The following is a 14,853-nucleotide window of genomic DNA, read 5'->3' on the forward strand; positions in this document are numbered from 1 at the left end:
TCGTCACCGGCGTCGCCGGTATGTGGCCGGGCGGCGGCGCCGGCGGGACGGTGATCGTGGCCAGCCGCACGCCGGTGATCGTCACCGGCGTTCAGGTGAGGGCCTCCTCGCGGACCACGCCGTCGCTGATCTCCAGCACCCGGTCCGCCAGCGTCATGAGGCTCGGGTCGTGGGTGGCGACCAGGGCGGTGACCCCTTCGCTCCGTACGAGTGCCCGCAGCAGCTCCATGATCTGCCGTCCCGTCTGCGAGTCGAGCTGCCCGGTCGGCTCGTCGGCCACCAGCAGGCGCGGCCGGTTGGCCAGCGAGCGGGCGATCGCCACCCGCTGCCGCTGCCCTCCGGACAGTTCGTACGGCCGCTGGTTGACGTGCTGTTCCAGCCCGACGAGCGCCAGCAACATCCGGATCCGCTCCTCGCGTTCCTTCACCGGCATGCGCACCAGCCGCATCGGCACCCCGACGTTCTCGGCCGCCGACAGCACGGGGATCAGTCCGAACGACTGGAAGACGAATCCCACCACGTCCCTGCGCAGGGCGAGCAGTTCGTCGTCGGACATGGCGGTGACCTCGTGCCCGTCCACGACCACCCGTCCGGCGTCCGGTTTGTCCAGGCCGCCGATCTGGTTGAGCAGCGTCGTCTTGCCCGACCCCGACCGCCCGCGGATCGCGACGAGCTCTCCGGGGAACACCGAGAACGACACGTCCCGCAGCGCCTCGACCTCCTTGGGCCCGCTCCGGTAGACCTTGCGCACCCCTTCCACCACGACCAAGGGCGACTCACTCACCTGACGGCTCCTCTCGCGCGGGCCACACGCCGATGTGGTCGGATTCGAGCTCGAGACGTACGCGGCGTTCCATCTCGAGGGCGTTCATGAAGTCGCGCGGGAGTTGCAGGCGCCCCACCCGGTCGAGTACGGCGTATTCCTCGGCGATGATCTGCCCTTCGGCGTCCTCGCGCCGCAGCGTCTCGCTGCTGGTGCGGCCGTCGCGGATGCCCACCGTCCGGTCGACCTGCTCGGACACGAGCGGGTCGTGGGTGACGACCACGACGGTCACGCCCAGCTCCCTGTTGGCCTTGCGCAGCGCGTCGAACACCAGCTCCGACGTCTCGCTGTCCAGCTCGCCCGTCGGTTCGTCGGCGAGGATGAGCTGGGGGGAGTTGGCGAGGGCGACGGCGATGGCCACCCGCTGCTGCTCGCCGCCCGACATTTCGGGAGTTTTGCGGTTGGCGCAGTAGCCGACACCGAGCAGTTCCAGAAGCTCGCCCGCCCGCTCCCGCCGCTGCCCGCTGCCGCCGGCCAGCTTCATCGGCAGCTCGACGTTCTCCTTGGCGGTGAGGTACGGGAGCAGGTTGCGGGCCGTCTGCTGCCAGATGAAGCCGACCACGGAACGCCGGTAGCGCAGCCGGGCGCGGGCGTTCATCGACAGCAGATCCATGCCCGCCACCCTGGCCACCCCGGCCGTCGGGACGTCGAGCCCGGACAGCACGTTGAGCAGCGTCGACTTGCCCGAGCCCGACGCGCCCACGATGGCCACCAGCTCGCCCTTGTCGATCACCAGGTCCAAGCCCTGCAGCGCGACGACCTCGACGCCTTCGGTCTTGTAGATGCGCACGAGGTTGTCGCACACGATGTGCGCGTCGCCGCCGAACGCGGCCTTCTGCCGCGTGGCCTTCGCTTCCAGCTCGGACAGGGTCGGGTTCACGTGAGGTCTCCCACTCGAAGGACGGCGCCGAGTCTGCGGCGGCGGCTGACGGCGGTGTGGGCGTAGGCTCCGAGCACGGCGACGGCGGCCAGCCCGGCCGCCAGCGCGCTCGGCAGGAACGGGTCGAGAGAGTAGTCGCCGACGGGCAGGTCGCCGGCGTAGGAGGACAGGTCGACGCCGGGCCCGAGCGCGGCGGGCAGGCCGAGGCCCAGGCCGAGCCCGACCAGCGCGGTGACGATGATCATGGGCAGGATCTCCAGCACGGTCAGCCGCTGCGCCTGACGCTCCGACAGGCCGAGGGTGCGCAGGAACGACACCGCCCTGGCCCGGTCGGCCGCCCCGACCACCAGCGCCAGCACGACGGCGACCAGCGCGTACGCGGCCAGCGCGACCGTCACGACGACCATGGTCCAGCGTACGGTGCTCGTCAGCGGGTCGTCCTGGATGGCCCGCAGCGTGCCCTTCTGGGACACCACGGTGGCCGACGGGACCAGCTGTTCCAGCTCGTCGACGGAGGCGTCCCCCTTGATCAGCAGGGTGTTCACCGCCGGCCGGGTCAGCACGTCGATGGGCACGACGAGGAACTTGCCCTTGGTGAAGAAGCCGGGCACCGACTCGATCACGCCGCGCGTGGCGAGCTTCACCCGCGACTGCCAGCCGATCTCGAACGTGCCCCGCCCCTGCAACTCGGGGGAGACGAGCGCGCCGCTGGGCAGGGCGGGCAGGTCGAACGGGGCCTCGCCCATGAGCCGCCGCCACTGCGCCACGTCCACGGCGATGGCCTCGGCCCGCTCCGCGCCGTAGCCGACCTGCACGCGGGCGGTCTGCGCGGGCACCACCTGTTCCACGCCTGCCGCGCCGCGTACCCGCTCGATGGCCTCGGCCGGGATCTCGATGTTCGACGTCATCTTGATCGGCGCGCCTGCCTGCTGCCATGACGCCCGGGTCTGCGTGCCGGCGATCCCGTCGGAAACTACCGCGGCGAACACCGACACGCCCAGCGCGGGCAGCATGATCAGCACGGGCAGCACGCTGGCGGAGCGCGCCCTGGCCGCCCGGGTCAGCCCGAGGAACGGCACGGCCGCCCGGCCGCGCGCGGTCAGCCGTACGAGCAGGCGCAGCGGGTACGGGTAGCAGCGCAGGGTGATCAGCGCGGCCGCCAGCGTCAGCGCGATCGGCACCAGCAGCAGGAACGGGTCCTGCCCCGCGGAGTCGTCCAGCCCGCGCGCCCGCAGCAGGTAGGCCCCGGCCAGCGCCAGCACGACGACCAGCACCTCCAGCGTGATCCGCCTGGCCGAGGGCCGGGCGGTGGCGACGTCGTCGCGGCGTTCGTGGAGCGGCGTGCGGTAGGTCAAGGCGAGCCGCGTGGCGGCGTAGCCGACGGTCACGACGATGACGACGACCGGCCCGGCGTGCACGATCGGCAGCACGGGGCCGGGTACGAGGTACGACAGCGCGTACCCGGCCAGGGCCGCGGGCGCCACGGCCAGCCCGGTCAGTGCCGCGCCCGTGCCCGCGACCTGGCGCAGCGACCCGCCGCGGGCGCGGGCCAGCGTGAGCGTGGGCTCCATCCGGTCGGCCAGCAGTTGCGCGCCCAGCACGAGGACGCCGAGCGCGACGGCGAGGAGGCCGCCGAGCACGAGGTACATCACGGTCTCGGCGGTGGCCAGCCCGGCGCGGAAGTCACCGAGCAGCTTGGGCAGCCCGGTGATCAGGCGGTAGGGGCTGACGGTGCCGGTCGCCTGGATGCCGATCAGGCGGTCGAAGTCGGAGATCGCGGTGGTGAGAGCGGGGACGTCCAGCGCGTTCGCCGTCGTGGCGGCGATGGGCAGGACCCAGTGGTAGGCCAGGTGGCGTCCTTCGCCGCTGAGCGCGGTCAGCCCGTCGTCGGACATCAGCGAGGTGATGTGCTTCTCGAAGTCGAGGGAGCCCGGCGGCTGGATCTTCGTGACGCGCAGGATGTCGAGGTTGTGGTCCCAGTAGCGGTCACCGGGGTTCCTGGCCTCGAAGGCGCCGACGATCTTCACGGCGACGTAGTCGTTCTCGCCGAGCGTTCTCGTGTCGCCCACCCGCAGGTCCATCTCCCGCAGGGCCTCCGTCACGACCCCGACCTCGAACACCGGGATCGTCTCGCCGTCGTACCGCGTGGTGCCGGGTTTGCCGGGGGGCCGTCCCTGGACCCAGGTCACGCGCTGACCGGCGTCGGACAGCCAGCCGAGGTTGATGTATTTGGTGCCGCTGGTCCCGGTGATCGGTGTGAGGGTGGTCTTGGCGCTCATGTGGCTGGAGCCGGTGCCCTCGGGCGTGATCAGCGGGCGCAGCCCTGGAGGCAGGAGGTCGCGCCATTCGCGGTCGCGCGCGGTGAACTGGTCGCGGTGGTGGAGATCGTCCTCATTCGAGTCCGACGTCACGGCCACGGTGAGGTCGGCCTGCTGGGCGGCGGCGGTGCTCAGCGAGCGCCGCAGCGCCTGGTCGAAGGAGGCCTGCATCCCCCTGGGCAGGCCCGCGATCAGCAGGCAGGCGCTGATCGTCAGCACGGAGAGCACGGCGACCGTGCCCAGGTGCACCCGCGCGAGCAGCGGGATCCTCACTGTTCCTCCCGGAGGACGAGCCCTTGCCTGCGCAGATTGCGTGCCAGGCCGGCCACGATGGCGAGCAGCACCGCCGCTACCAGCAGCAACATCGCGAGGGTGGCGGCCCATGGGATGTCGAGCAGCACTCCGGGCGTGACGGCCGAGGCCTGCCCGGTCAGCACGATGTGCGGCACGACCAGCGTGCCGACGACCACGGCCAGCCCGGTGCCCGCCGCCAGGGACAGGCCGATGACGAACGCCTGCTCGACCGCCAGCATCCCGAACACCTGCCGGGAGCTCACCCCGAGCGCCCGCAGGATCCCGAACTCGGCCATCCGCTCGCGCGCCGCGACCGCCGCGTTCACGAGGAAGCCGAGCGCCGCGAACACCAGCGCCGCGAGGAACCCGAGCATCAGTGCCCCCTGCAGGCCGCTGGCCAGCGGGTCGTCCTGGAGCTGGGCGGTCAGCGCGCGCTGGTCGAGCGGGGTGACGTCCCACTCCGGCCGGCTCTTGAGCACCCCCACCGCGGCCGAGGTGTCGTCGGCCGCGAGCCACCACTCGGTCGCGGGCCTGGGCAGCTGCGCCGCGGCCAGGCCACTCGTCTGCAGCGTCTCCCAGTCGGCGAGCACCGCGGGCTGGCCGGCGGTGGTCGCTGGCATCGTCTGTACGACGGCCACCACCTTGATCTCCAGGACCCTGCGGTCGATGCTGGCCCGCCCGACCTGACCCACGGCCATCTTGAGCGAGGCGGCCAGGTCGGACGTGAGCACGACGGGCAGCGGCGCCTCCCGGCGGGTCCCGAAGGTGGCCACGGCCGGACGGGCGTCGTCCTCCTCCATCGAGATCTGGGGCGTCGCGAGCTCGCGGCCGTCGACGCTCAGGCCGGTCAGCGTCAGGTTCGCGGTGCTCTCGTGCGCGCCGGCGACGAGACCGCGCAGAGCGACCGGGTACGTGATCTTCCCGCTCTGCCCCGCCAGGGCCTTGAGGCTCACCTCCACGCGGTTGTCCCCGGGCTTCAGCACGCCGAGCGGCACGTCGCGCCAGACGCCGAGCCCGTCGGACAGCACCAGCCGCAGCGGCAGGTCGGCTTCCACCTTCGCGCGGAGGGTGAGCGTCGTCGGCCGCCCGGGAAGCTCCAGCCGGTCGGCGTGCGTCCCCTCCAGCTCGCGTGACATGTCGGTGACCGGCTTCGCGGACAGGTCGGGCCGCAGCTGGAACACCTCGCCGAGCTTGCTCGCCTCGAGTCCGATCAGCACCGCGCTCTCGCCGCCCACCTCGGTCTGCCCGCGGAAGCCGGGGGAGGCCGCCGTCACGCCCGGCAGCGCGGTGAACGCCGTCCCGCGCCCCAGCGACCCCAGTTCCGGCCCGTCGGCGGGACCCGACAGGCGCAGGTCGGCCCCCGCCTGGTGGCGTGCCTGGTCGAGCTGTGAGGTGCGCCAGGTGGACGCGGTGGCCAGGGAGACGATGCCGATCGCGATCGCCATCGTCAGCAGCAGCGCCGGGCCCGCGTACCTGAGCGGCCGCCTGGCCACCTGCCAGGCGCCGAGCGCGGGGGCGAGTGTGGGCCGCCGGGAGGTCAGCCGCTCGGCCAGCTTCGAGATGCGCGGCACCAGCCGCAACCCCAGCATGCCGCCCGTGAGCAGGGCCAGCGCGGGCCCTGAGATGATCAGCGGGTCGATGCCGAGCCCGCCGCCCGCCGTCGCGGTCACGGGCGCGCCGTAGTGCTGGAGCTGCCAGATCGCCAGCCCGGCCACGACCAGCAGCGCCACGTCGGCGCCCGCACGTTCGATCAGGCCGCGCCCGCCGCTGCGGCCGCGCGCCGACTGCTCCTCCACGTACGTGCGCCGCGCGCCCGCCAGCGCCGGCAACAGGAGCAGCACCGCCGAGGCCAGGGCCACGCCGAACGACACGAGGAACGTGCCCAGATCGGCCGTGGGAGACAGCCGCACGCCCGAGGACCTGATCCACGGCAGCGTGTTGACCAGGGCGAGCAGCGGCGGGCCGAGGAACGGCGCGGCGATCGCGCACGGCACCGCCACCAGCAGCGCCTCGCCCCCGGCCAGGCTCGCCAGCCGCGTCGTGCCCGCGCCGCGCGAGCGCAGCAGCGCCACCTCCATGCGCCGGTGGTCGGCGAGCAGCCGCGCGGTGAGCATCAGCGCGTACGCGGCCAGCAACAGCAGCTGCAGCACCGGGATCAGCATGGTGGAGCGGGCCACCAGGGACGCGGTGTCGAGCTGGGTGAGCATCTCGGGCAGGTGCCCGGTGACCGTGCAGCGGTCGCAGCCGTCCGCCTTCAGCCGCTCGCCCACCTGGCCGAGCGCGGCGGCCATCGGGCGCAGTTGCTCGGGCGTCAGCGCGCTCAGGTCGGGGACGGCGGTCCAGGTGGCGTTGACGTTGCTGGCGAAGCGGGCGATGAACGTCTCGCGCGCCACCATCATCGGCCCGTACGTGGTGAAGTCGCCGCGGTCCACGCCCCTGGCCAGCAACTGCTCTCCGGCCCAGCGCGCGCCGGAGGGGTCGTTGAGCTGGAAGACGCCGACGACGCGGACCTCGACCGGGCGCGGGTCGAGGCGGCCTCGCGTGGTGAACTCGTCGCCCGTCTCGAAGCCGGTGGCCGAGGAGGCCGACAACGAGATCGCGGCCTGCACGTGGTCGCCGCCGTCGCGCGGCCAGGCGCCGGAGATGAGCCTGGCGTGCCGGTCGATCGCGTCGTGGCTGCCGAACCTGAGCAGCTCGGGCCGCTCCTCGCCCTCCTGGCCGGGCATCACGTAGGAGTCGGAGCGGAAGCTGGTGGTGATGGCCGGGGGCCTGGTGTAGGCCCGGTCGAGCTGGGCGCGTACGGACCGGTCGAAGGCGGGGAACGTTTCCGCGGTCACGGGCGCGCTGATGGTGGCGGCCGTCTGCTCGAACGACGCCGTCTCCATCGTCCTGCGGACGCCTGCCTCGGCGATGGAGGAGGCGTACATGGTCAGCGCGACCAGCGTGGTGGTGGCCAGCAGTATAGACCCGAACGCGGCCAGAAGGAGCAGCGGCTCGCTGAACGCCCGTTTGACGACCAACGGCCCCCGCATGTGCCCCCCTTTGCCTGTTTAGCTGCACTGTCGGGCACCCGCGGGAGGGAGAGCAAGGTGATCTTCGCAACGGTGACGGAGCCGATACGAGGCGGCGACGCCCGTGTGATATCGAAACTGTGACAAAAGTCTGCCGAAACGGCAAACGCCGCATCCCTCAGGGGATGCGGCGTTTCTGGTGCTGCGTCAGCTGGCGGACAGTGCCGCGGCCTGCCTGGCGATCGCGGACTTGCGGTTGGCGGCCTGGTTTTTGTGGATGACGCCCTTGCTGACGGCCTTGTCGAGCTGGCGGGCGGCGGCCCGCTGCAGCGCGACGGCCTGCTGGACGTCGCCCTGCTCGGCGGCCTCGCGGAACCTGCGGACGGCCGTCTTCAGCGACGACTTGACCGCCTTGTTGCGCAGGCGAGCCTTCTCGTTCTGCTTGTTGCGCTTGATCTGGGACTTGATGTTCGCCACGAAGAAGCCTCGGTGAAAGTCAGTGATGGATGGGGCGCGCGGGCTCGATGAGAGGGCGCGCCACACGCAGTTGAACAGATTACCAATAACCCAGGCGGCTGCTCAAATCAACGGCCTGGGAAAATGGGTCCGTCCATCAGTGTACGGGAGCTAGGCCATCCAGCGCGTCATGTACTCACGCCAGTCGTCCTCCGTGGCGGCGAAGTCGACGTAGAGTGCCAGCCCGAAGCGCTCGCGGCGGCCGTGCTCCGACAGGGCCAGCTTGGCGCCCTCGGCGGCCATCTCGACGCTCTCGGCGTTGTCGGCCCAGGCCAGGCCGTGGTCATGGTAGGCGGGCGCGCCGATGAACAGCGACTTGTCGCCGGGCACCAGGTCGAGGGCCAGCTCCGACTGCCTGACGACGTGGCCGCCGTAGAGCGCCTGCAGTGGGGTGCCCGAGTCGTACGTCATGATCGCGACCTGGTCGACCCGGTTCACGACCTGGGTGAAGTAGCCCGACGACCAGTATTTGTCGTGGCCCAGGACGGCCCTCGCCGTCAGGCGCATGCCGGGGTAGGGCTCGATCTGCGGGCTGGCGGTGGACAGCAGTCGTGTGTGCCGCCTGGTCTCGTCGAGGAGCCGCAGGAATTCGGTGTCGCCGTCGCCGATGGGTTCGAAGTTGTAGTGGATGCCGTCGTAACCCTCCTTCATGATGGCGGCGACGCCGGCCAGCACGTTCTGGCGGGCCCTGGGGTCGTCGAGGTCGAGGGCGTCGTTGACGGACTGGCCGAGCCAGGCGGAGATGCGGACGGTCGGGAGATGCTCGCGCATCCACGTCAGGAAATTTCGAGCGTTGGGGTATTTGGCTGGATCTAATCGGCCATCCATCTCGAAAGGTCCCGAGTGGACGTACACGTCCTTGATCCCCGTGGCGCGCAGCCGTACGGCCAGCCGCTCGACGTCGCGCTCGGTGCGGCGCCCGTCGACCCACGCATGGCCCAGCCACAGGGCGTCATGGCCCGTGCTCTTCGCCCATGCGGCCGGGTCACCGGTAAACTGGATGCGGAGCGTGGCGGCGATCAGGCCGACCAGCGCCAGCACGATGGCCGCGGCAAGCGCGAGCAGGCGCAGGCCGCGGCGGATGACGGTCCGGGCATTCATCCGGGCATGTCACCATGAAAGACTGCTTGACTCAACCCTGTCGAAACGGACTTCGGTGCGCACTCAGCCTGGCCAGACCGACCCCGCGTTGATCCGCAACTTCTGCATCATCGCGCATATCGACCACGGCAAGTCGACCCTTGCCGACCGGATGCTGCAGATCACCGGGGTGGTCGACGAACGCTCCATGCGCGCTCAATATCTCGACAGGATGGACATCGAGCGCGAGCGCGGCATCACGATCAAGTCGCAGGCCGTGCGGCTCCCGTGGGACGGCCACGTGCTCAACATGATCGACACGCCGGGGCACGTCGACTTCACCTACGAGGTGTCGCGGTCGCTGCAGGCGTGCGAGGGCGCGATCCTGCTGGTCGACGCGGCCCAGGGGATCGAGGCGCAGACGCTGGCCAACCTCTATCTGGCCATGAACGCCGACCTGCACATCATCCCGGTCCTCAACAAGATCGACCTGCCCGCGGCCCAGCCGGAGAAGTTCGCCGAGGAGCTGGCGGGGCTGATCGGCTGCGACCCCTCCGACGTCCTCAAGGTGTCGGGCAAGACGGGCGAGGGCGTGCGCGAGCTGCTCGACCACGTGGTCGCGACCGTGCCGGCGCCGGTCGGCGACGCCGACGCGGCCGCCCGCGCGCTGATCTTCGACTCGGTCTACGACACCTACCGCGGCGTCGTCACCTACGTCCGGGTCGTGGACGGCCACCTGGGCAAGCGCGAGCGCATCCTCATGATGTCCACCATGGCCACCCACGAGACGCTGGAGATCGGCGTCATCTCGCCCGAGCCCAAGGTGGCCGAGCTCGGGCTGGGCGTCGGCGAGGTGGGCTATCTGATCACGGGCGTGAAGGACGTGCGCCAGTCACGGGTCGGCGACACGGTGACGGCCGCGGCCAAGCCCGCTCCCGAGATGCTGGCCGGCTACGAGCACCCCAAGCCGATGGTGTTCTCCGGGCTCTATCCGATCGACGGCGACCAGTATCCCGAGCTGCGCGAGGCGCTCGACAAGCTGCAGCTCAACGACGCCGCGCTGGTCTACGAGCCGGAGACGTCGGCCGCGCTCGGCTTCGGCTTCCGCGTCGGGTTCCTCGGGCTGCTGCACATGGAGATCGTCCGCGAGCGCCTGGAGCGCGAGTTCGGGCTGTCGCTGATCTCCACGGCGCCCAACGTCGTCTACCGCGTGATCATGGAGGATGGCAAGGAGCTCACCGTCACCAACCCGTCGGAGTTCCCCACCGGAGGCAAGATCGCGCAGGTCTTCGAGCCGGTCACCAAGTCCACGCTCCTGGCGCCGGCTGAGTTCATCGGCGCCATCATGGAGATCTGCCAGGGGCGGCGCGGCCAGCTGCTCGGCATGGACTACCTGTCGGAAGACCGGGTCGAGATCCGCTACACGCTCCCGCTGGGCGAGATCATCTTCGACTTCTTCGACCAGCTGAAGTCGCGCACCCGCGGCTACGCCTCGCTCGACTACGAGCCCGCAGGCGAGCAGGAGTCCGAGCTGGTCAAGGTCGACATCCTGCTGCAGGGCGAGCCGGTCGACGCCTTCAGCGCGATCGTTCACAAGGAGAAGGCCTACGCCTACGGCGTCGACATGGCGAAGAAGCTGCGCGAGCTGATCCCGAGGCAGCAGTTCGAGGTGCCGATCCAGGCGGCCATCGGAGCCAGGGTCATCGCCCGCGAGAACATCCGCGCCATCCGCAAGGACGTCCTGGCCAAGTGCTACGGCGGCGACATCTCCCGTAAGCGCAAGCTGCTTGAGAAGCAGAAGGAAGGCAAGAAGCGGATGAAGATGGTCGGCCGCGTCGAGGTGCCGCAGGAGGCCTTCGTCGCCGCGCTGTCCACCGACTCCTCCAGCGCCGACAAGGCCAAGAAGTAGGCCTCCGCGGCCCTACAACCCGAGCACGGCCGGCGTCCGCGCCAGCGCGCGCCAGCGGGCCTTCGGGTCGTCGAGCAGGCGGCGGGCCCGGAGATCCATGAGCCCGCCGACGCCGGTCATCTCCGCCGCCAGCTCACCGTCGGGCTTCCTGAACTCCTGCCTGACCCGGAACGTCTTCCCCTCGCCCCACTCGAACGCGCACGTCACCTCGACCTCGTCGCCGGCGCGCAGCTCGCGGTGGTAGCGGATGGTGTTCTCCAGGGTCACGGGGCCGATGCCGTCGTCCCACAGGTCGTCGACCGAGATGCCGGCCTCGCGCAGGCACTCCCAGCGGGCGTGGTCACCGTACTGGAAATAGACCGCGTTGTTGACGTGGCCCTGCCCGTCGAGCTCGTAGCCGCGCACGGCGATGCGCACCGAGAAGGTCATGATCGTTCCTCCAGCCAGGCGTGTGATCGGGCGGTGAGATAGCGCAGGCCGTCGTCGCCGATCTCCACCCAGTCGCCGCGCGCCCATCCGCCCGTCGTCTGCGGGGCGAATCCGTGCCGCTGGAACAGTGCCGACGCCTCCTTCTGGGTGAGCCCGCGCCGCCCCCACTCCCCGATGACCCGCGCCGTGCGCTCGTCCTCGCTCGACTCGGGCTCGCCCAGTGCGGCGGCCAGCTCTTCCAGCCCGCGGGCGATGAGCCGCAACGAGGATTGGAGCTTCGGTACGTCCATCACATCGCCCATCGATCGGTATCAAACGCTATGCGATTCTACATACTACCCTGTAAGGGTGGAAGTGGTACGGACGGCACGCTTGGTCCTCTCCCGTGTCACAGCCGACGATCTCGACGCCGTCCATGAGATCCACTCGGATCCGCGGACGAGCGTCTACCACCCCGACGGTCCCGTTACCGATGTGGAGTCCAGCCGGGCCATGCTGGACCTGTGGCTGGCCGACTGGGAGGAGCGAGGGCTCGGCTACTGGGCGGTGCGCCGCGCGGGCGAGTCGCATGTGCTCGGCTTCGGCGGCCTGCGTCGCGCGGTCGTGGACCGGGAAGAGGTGCTCAACCTGTACTACCGCTTCCGGCCGTCGGCATGGGGACAGGGATACGCGCTGGAACTGGCCAAGGCGGCGCTGCGGGTGGGGGAGGGCTTGGGCGGCCCCGTCGTGGCGGTGATCCGCGAGGTCAACGAGCCGTCGCGGAAGGTGGCCGAGAAGGCGGGCATGCGCAAGGACCGTACGATCCCGTACGGGGGCGTGCCGAGCGACGTGTACGTCGCCTGAGCAGCGAAGGGGTCACCCTGCCCTGCGCGTGCCGGCGCGCAGCACGTAGCCCGCCAGGACCAGCACGCTCACCACGCCCTGGGCCGCGAGGAGAGCGCCCCGGCCGTGCGCCGGAACCAGCGGCGCCGACAGGGCGGGCAGGCATCCCAGCACGGCCAGGTCCGCACCCGTGACCGCCCAGATCAGCGGCCCGGTCGGGATCGAGCCGGCCGGTGTGTCGATCACCGGCATGGAATGATCGACAGGGCTGCGCCTGGCCATCCGCAGCGCCCCTGCCGCAAGGGCGGGAGCCATCAGCGGCCCGAGCAGCCACCATGCCCCAGACCACGCCCCGCCGGCCCCGGTCTCCGCCCCGGGGAAGCCGCCGGCGATCAGAGCCGGCCCGGCCAGGGCCAGGGTCGTCCAGGCGGCGCTCAGCAGCGTGGGAAGCACGGCGCGGGCCGCCAGTGCCGGGCGCCGGCCCACGCCGATCAGCCGGGCCATGACCGGGTTGTCGCTGTCTCTGCGCGCCCCGGTCACGCCGGTGCAGGCCACGGCCAGCGCCCCCGCCGGCACGGCAGCCCAGAGCGCCACGCTCGTGACGCCCGCCTGGGCCAGCACGGCGGGCAGCGCGGCCGCCGCCGTCATGGTCGCCAGCCGCCGGGGCCTGCGGGCCAGGCGGAGCCAGTCCTGCCAGGCCAGAGCGAGCGGCGCGGGCCACGACGGCCAGCGGCGCGAGCCGAGCTTTCTGGCCCGCCAGTGGTTGTCCTCGGCGATCCAGGTCAGCGCGCCGGGGTCGAGGGTCACGGTCGCGTTGGCCACATGGCCCGCGCGGGTGGAGGCGCTGACCAGGGTGCGGGCAGGGATCCGGCCGAGCGCCGCCCATGCCCGCCCTGCCAGCAGCCCGGAGAGCACGGCGCCGCCCGCGACGGCGGCCGCGACCGCCGTCAGCGGCGCGCCCGCGGCGATCGCCAGCGCCGAACGCAGCTGGCCGCTCATGGCCACCACGGCCAGCACGACCAGCGCGGCGATCGCGGCGGTCAGCCAGACCTGCCACGAGAGGGAGGCCTGACCCAGCACCGCCAGCGCCGTCCCGCCCACGGCCGCCGAGACGCCGAGCGCCAGCGCGGCGAGCAGCCGCCACACGAGCTGGTCGGGCGCGCCCAGCACGGCCAGCGCGCAGAGACCCAGCAGGAGACCGGCCACGACCGCCACCGCGGTGAGCGCCCGCGCCGTGCGGCCGAGCAGATGCCGCCGGTCCAGCGGGGAGAGCAGCAGCCAGTTCGCGTCGGGGGCGGGCAGCAGCACCGGCCCCACCGCCATCGCGGCGGTCAGGAAACCGGCCATGGCCAGCGCCACCAGGGCCACGCCCGCCCCCATGCGACCGGGCTCGGCGGATCCGGCCAGACCGCCGACCATGGTGGAGATGGGCTGACCGGCCACGGCGACCAGCATCGCCAGCCCGAACACGGTGACATAGCGATCGGCCAGGCTCGCGGGGGCGCGGCCGCGCGAGCGCAGGTAGGCGCGTACCGACCGCACGCCGGTCTCGGATCCGGACGTCCGGGGCGAGTGCGGGCCCGTCATGCGGTGACTCCCGAGGGGGAGACCTGGCGGGCGTGCGAGGCCAGGCCTTCGTCATGCGTGGCCATGACGACGGTGCCGCCCTCGGACGCGTAGTCGTCGAGCAGCCCGGCCAGTCGCAAGCGGAAGGCGGAGTCGAGCCCGCGTTCCGGCTCGTCGAGCAGGAGCAGCGTGCTCGGCCTGAGTAGAGCGGCGGCCAGGCAGAGGCGCTGGCGCTGGCCGGTGGACAGGTTGAGTGGAACCGCGTCGGCCCGCTCCGCCAGGGCGAACACGTCGAGCGCCGCGTCCACGGCCATGCGGGGCGTGGCGTGCACCGCGCCCATCAGCTCCAGATGCTCGCGAGCGGTGAGCCCGGGATACCAGGCCGGCTCGTCGGCCAGCAGCGCGACCCGGGCCCAGAAACGGGCGTCGTCGGCCGGCGGCTCCCCGAACACCCGGACCTCGCCGGACGTGGCGGGCTGGAGGCCGGCCAGGCAGCGGAGCAGCGTCGACTTGCCGCACCCGTTGGGGCCGACCACCGCCACGATCTCGCCCGGCGCCACGGTCAGCCGCATGTCCTGCAGCACGGGATTGGCGCCCAGCTCCACCGCGAGGCCAGCCACTTCGATGATCGGCTCGTACACCGTTCGAGCGTACCCACTCGTGCGGGCCGCGCGGCGCGCGGACCGCCGCCGTGTGGAGATCGTCATCCCGTACGGCGCCGTCCCGCAAACGGCGTCCCGGACGCGCGATGCCGTGCGGGCGCGGAGAGTCGAGCACCGTCCTGGAGGGCGGCGATCGCCGTGTGCGTAAGGGATTCTGTCGGTGCCGCCCTCTACCTTTCACTACCGAACACCTGTGCGATAGGAGGGTGACGTGATCGCTTCTGAGCGGTTCGAGCGTGCTGCGGTGCTGGGGGTCGCTGTGGCTGAGGAGACCCGGAGGTTGCTGCGGCACCATCTGGGCTCGCCAGGGGAGGCGGGTGATGACGGCACGGTGCTCGTCGATGTGCCCTATCCCGACGCGGCCGTGCTGACGGCTGTGCTCGACGTGGCGGCCGAGTGCTTCGGTGAGCGGGGCGACTCGGTCGAGGAGTCCAGGCAGGCGGCGCTGGAGACGTTGTTACAGCTGGCGGGGTTCGACGCGGAGTCGCAGCTCGATCCGGGAGCGCCGGAAGGTGGCCGCTAGCCGGGTCTGCGCCCGCCCCT

At 71.6% G+C, this 14,853-nt stretch carries 13 protein-coding genes; 3 read left to right on the forward strand and 10 right to left on the reverse strand.

The genetic code is table 11. The features are described from left to right. Positions 1 to 91: 91 nt before the first annotated feature. From ACTWPV_RS01500 to ACTWPV_RS01525, 6 genes are all read right to left on the reverse strand, one after another. On the reverse strand, positions 92 to 784 hold the full coding sequence (locus ACTWPV_RS01500; RefSeq protein WP_165974647.1) for an ABC transporter ATP-binding protein: 693 nt from the start codon (positions 782 to 784) through the stop codon (positions 92 to 94). Next, a complete protein-coding gene (locus ACTWPV_RS01505; RefSeq protein ID WP_347641671.1) occupies positions 777 to 1,703 on the reverse strand; it encodes an ABC transporter ATP-binding protein in 927 nt (308 codons plus the stop codon). The genes ACTWPV_RS01500 and ACTWPV_RS01505 overlap by 8 nt, the downstream gene beginning before the upstream one ends. After that, on the reverse strand, positions 1,700 to 4,294 hold the full coding sequence (locus ACTWPV_RS01510) for an FtsX-like permease family protein (protein WP_443150276.1): 2,595 nt from the start codon (positions 4,292 to 4,294) through the stop codon (positions 1,700 to 1,702). The genes ACTWPV_RS01505 and ACTWPV_RS01510 overlap by 4 nt, the downstream gene beginning before the upstream one ends. Beyond that, the gene (locus ACTWPV_RS01515) at positions 4,291 to 7,347 is read right to left on the reverse strand and encodes an ABC transporter permease (RefSeq protein WP_443150277.1); all 3,057 of its coding nucleotides are present in this window, start codon (positions 7,345 to 7,347) and stop codon (positions 4,291 to 4,293) included. The genes ACTWPV_RS01510 and ACTWPV_RS01515 overlap by 4 nt, the downstream gene beginning before the upstream one ends. A gap of 186 nt (positions 7,348 to 7,533) precedes the next feature. After that, the gene (gene rpsT, locus ACTWPV_RS01520) at positions 7,534 to 7,803 is read right to left on the reverse strand and encodes a 30S ribosomal protein S20 (protein ID WP_347641674.1); all 270 of its coding nucleotides are present in this window, start codon (positions 7,801 to 7,803) and stop codon (positions 7,534 to 7,536) included. Positions 7,804 to 7,953: 150 nt separating this feature from the next. After that, the gene (locus ACTWPV_RS01525) at positions 7,954 to 8,943 is read right to left on the reverse strand and encodes a hypothetical protein (protein WP_443150278.1); all 990 of its coding nucleotides are present in this window, start codon (positions 8,941 to 8,943) and stop codon (positions 7,954 to 7,956) included. A gap of 55 nt (positions 8,944 to 8,998) precedes the next feature. Between ACTWPV_RS01525 and lepA the strand changes: the two genes are divergently transcribed. Continuing rightward, a complete protein-coding gene (gene lepA / locus ACTWPV_RS01530) occupies positions 8,999 to 10,831 on the forward strand; it encodes a translation elongation factor 4 (RefSeq protein WP_347641676.1) in 1,833 nt (610 codons plus the stop codon). 12 nt (positions 10,832 to 10,843) lie between these two features. Here lepA and ACTWPV_RS01535 read toward each other — a convergent pair whose 3' ends face one another. Beyond that, positions 10,844 to 11,260, reverse strand: coding sequence for an acyl-CoA thioesterase (locus ACTWPV_RS01535; RefSeq protein ID WP_347641677.1), 417 nt, complete (start codon positions 11,258 to 11,260; stop codon positions 10,844 to 10,846). Continuing rightward, positions 11,257 to 11,562, reverse strand: coding sequence for a hypothetical protein (locus tag ACTWPV_RS01540; protein WP_347641678.1), 306 nt, complete (start codon positions 11,560 to 11,562; stop codon positions 11,257 to 11,259). The genes ACTWPV_RS01535 and ACTWPV_RS01540 overlap by 4 nt, the downstream gene beginning before the upstream one ends. A 46-nt stretch (positions 11,563 to 11,608) precedes the next feature. On the opposite strand from ACTWPV_RS01540, the gene ACTWPV_RS01545 reads away from it, so the two are divergent. After that, a complete protein-coding gene (locus ACTWPV_RS01545; protein ID WP_347641679.1) occupies positions 11,609 to 12,103 on the forward strand; it encodes a GNAT family N-acetyltransferase in 495 nt (164 codons plus the stop codon). Between the two features lie 12 nt (positions 12,104 to 12,115). On the opposite strand, the gene ACTWPV_RS01550 is transcribed toward ACTWPV_RS01545, so the two are convergent. Together ACTWPV_RS01550 and ccmA are read right to left on the reverse strand one after the other, a co-directional pair. Next, positions 12,116 to 13,669, reverse strand: a complete 1,554-nt coding sequence (locus ACTWPV_RS01550; protein ID WP_443150279.1) for a DUF6297 family protein — start codon at positions 13,667 to 13,669, stop codon at positions 12,116 to 12,118. Further along, positions 13,666 to 14,289: a heme ABC exporter ATP-binding protein CcmA gene (gene ccmA, locus ACTWPV_RS01555; protein ID WP_443150280.1), complete on the reverse strand. Its 624-nt coding sequence runs from the start codon at positions 14,287 to 14,289 to the stop codon at positions 13,666 to 13,668. Before ccmA ends, ACTWPV_RS01550 begins: the two co-directional genes overlap by 4 nt. Positions 14,290 to 14,521: 232 nt before the next feature. Here ccmA and ACTWPV_RS01560 point away from each other — a divergent pair, with 232 nt between their 5' ends. Beyond that, positions 14,522 to 14,833 carry a hypothetical protein gene (locus ACTWPV_RS01560; RefSeq protein ID WP_347641682.1) on the forward strand — a complete coding sequence of 104 codons (312 nt, stop codon included), beginning with the start codon at positions 14,522 to 14,524 and terminating at the stop codon, positions 14,831 to 14,833. Positions 14,834 to 14,853 lie beyond the last annotated feature (20 nt).

Origin of the sequence: Nonomuraea sp. KM88, assembly GCF_052245635.1 — a bacterium.
Lineage (GTDB): Bacteria > Actinomycetota > Actinomycetes > Streptosporangiales > Streptosporangiaceae > Nonomuraea.

What these genes read in the sequence shown, in the direction of transcription:
- ACTWPV_RS01525 (WP_443150278.1), bottom strand. Translation starts at nt 8,943, where the DNA reads ATGAATGCCCGGACCGTCATCCGCCGCGGCCTGCGCCTGCTCGCGCTT.
- ACTWPV_RS01515 (WP_443150277.1), bottom strand. Translation starts at nt 7,347, where the DNA reads ATGCGGGGGCCGTTGGTCGTCAAACGGGCGTTCAGCGAGCCGCTGCTC.
- ACTWPV_RS01540 (WP_347641678.1), bottom strand. Translation starts at nt 11,562, where the DNA reads ATGGGCGATGTGATGGACGTACCGAAGCTCCAATCCTCGTTGCGGCTC.
- ACTWPV_RS01550 (WP_443150279.1), bottom strand. Translation starts at nt 13,669, where the DNA reads ATGACGGGCCCGCACTCGCCCCGGACGTCCGGATCCGAGACCGGCGTG.
- ACTWPV_RS01535 (WP_347641677.1), bottom strand. Translation starts at nt 11,260, where the DNA reads ATGACCTTCTCGGTGCGCATCGCCGTGCGCGGCTACGAGCTCGACGGG.